This is a genomic window from Stutzerimonas stutzeri (genome assembly GCF_024448715.1).
Lineage (GTDB): Bacteria > Pseudomonadota > Gammaproteobacteria > Pseudomonadales > Pseudomonadaceae > Stutzerimonas > Stutzerimonas stutzeri_AR.
Genome location: NZ_JAMOHZ010000024.1, coordinates 1 through 1,568 on the forward strand (window position 1 = coordinate 1; position 1,568 = coordinate 1,568).

Here is a 1,568-nt window from a genome sequence, read left to right on the forward strand (position 1 = left end):
CGTTATAGTGCTTGAGGGGGTAACGCATTGATTTACTGCCCATATACCGACCGAGAGATAAGTGAGTCAGAAGCAAACCGGGAGCACATCATCCCATTATCGCTTGGCGGCTTAGACGGATTTGAAATTCCAGTTTGCAGAGATTTCAACTCTAAAGTCGGCTCAAAAATTGACGGCGCATTAGCTAACGACTTCCTAATTCTAATGAAAAGAAATGAATTAGACGTCAGAGGCCACAGCAACAAGAAACCAAAAGCAGTAGCAAAAAAATCAACTGACACATCCACAGGCAAACCTGTACAGGTGGCTTTTGATAGGCATGAAGGCTTGAAAATTTGGTGCCCAATAACAAAGCAACATCTTCAAGGCGAAAGAACATTCCAGAGTTCCGTCTCACTTGACATGGATACCGGCCTCAAGTTCGTTGCTAAAGTAGCATTATCCGCTGGCTATTTTGTATATGGAGAATTATTTAGAGAGCAAGTGAGGCATGATGAAATTCGATTCATCATGAATCATGATTTAAGAAATTCACCATCTCAAGTAACAGCAATATCAACGCGAGTTGATGATCGCTTCAAGCCGGATGACAATCCGGATCTTGAGGTTTTCCGCATGTTATGTGGAATGCTCGGCGACTCATCAGTTGTTGGCTTGGTGCCTGGCCCTGAAAATATTGGTATTTTTGTTGGTGTCTTAGGTCATTACATGGGCATGCTTAATGTCCCCGCCAACACCGAGAGCTTTCCAAGCGAAGATGAATATGATCTCGGCCACGTTGTTTGTCTTCAAAATGGAAATATTGTTCGCGTTTCATTCAGGCGCGCCATTGAGAAAATGGCAAACGCCCTATAACAACTGGTTCAAATCGCTCACTTCGTTCGCTGGGACGGGCTAAAGCCCGCCCCTTAACCAAACGTTAGGCGTCATTTCTTTTTAAGGCTCGTACATACATGGAAGTTCGTATCGCCGCCGCCTGTTTCACTTTCAATACCCAACCATCGCGTTGCCAACTAGCACGTCGCCCATGCTCGCCCTATCTTCGAGGTTGGCGACCAGAGGCATGCAGCGGTGTGAATCAGTCATCACGTAGCAGCTTGAACGCTCGCAGCTGTTCGGCCACTGTGCGGTATCGGCCAGCGAGGCCCGGTTTGCTCCGCTGCCTAACAAGCGGTTCAAGCCGCTCACTTCGTTCGCTGGGACGGGCTAAAGCCCGCCCCTTAACCAAACGTTATGAGCCATAAGGCACATCGAATGTTCAAAAAACTATTCGCAAAAAAGAAGCCTGATGCTCGCAAGGAAGAAGACTTGGTGCCAACACCCATTCCAGCCTTGATCATCATTCTGTTAAACAAAGAACGAGAAAAAGGGTCTCCACTAACTGAAGCTGAGGTTACAGGAATTAGAGACAACGCTGTTTGTATGATGCTTCCAGCTTCAGTAAAAATGCAGATGGAGGAATCTAGAGGCTATCCAGACCTAAATCCAGAATATGCCTGGGAGCAATGGCAAACGGCACGTCTTGAGTTCAGTGAAGGCTCATAACAATTGGTTCAAGCCGTTCGCTT

General features: G+C 46.7%; 2 protein-coding genes. Both read left to right on the plus strand.

Features of this window, described 5'->3' with window-relative positions; all coding sequences use genetic code 11:
• Positions 1–27 precede the first annotated feature (27 nt).
• Positions 28–855 carry an HNH endonuclease gene (locus NAV33_RS21375; protein ID WP_255983765.1) on the plus strand — a complete coding sequence of 276 codons (828 nt, stop codon included), beginning with the start codon at positions 28–30 and terminating at the stop codon, positions 853–855.
• Between the two features lie 399 nt (positions 856–1,254).
• Positions 1,255–1,545: a hypothetical protein gene (locus tag NAV33_RS21380; protein WP_255983766.1), complete on the plus strand. Its 291-nt coding sequence runs from the start codon at positions 1,255–1,257 to the stop codon at positions 1,543–1,545.
• The last annotated feature ends 23 nt before the right edge of the window (positions 1,546–1,568 follow it).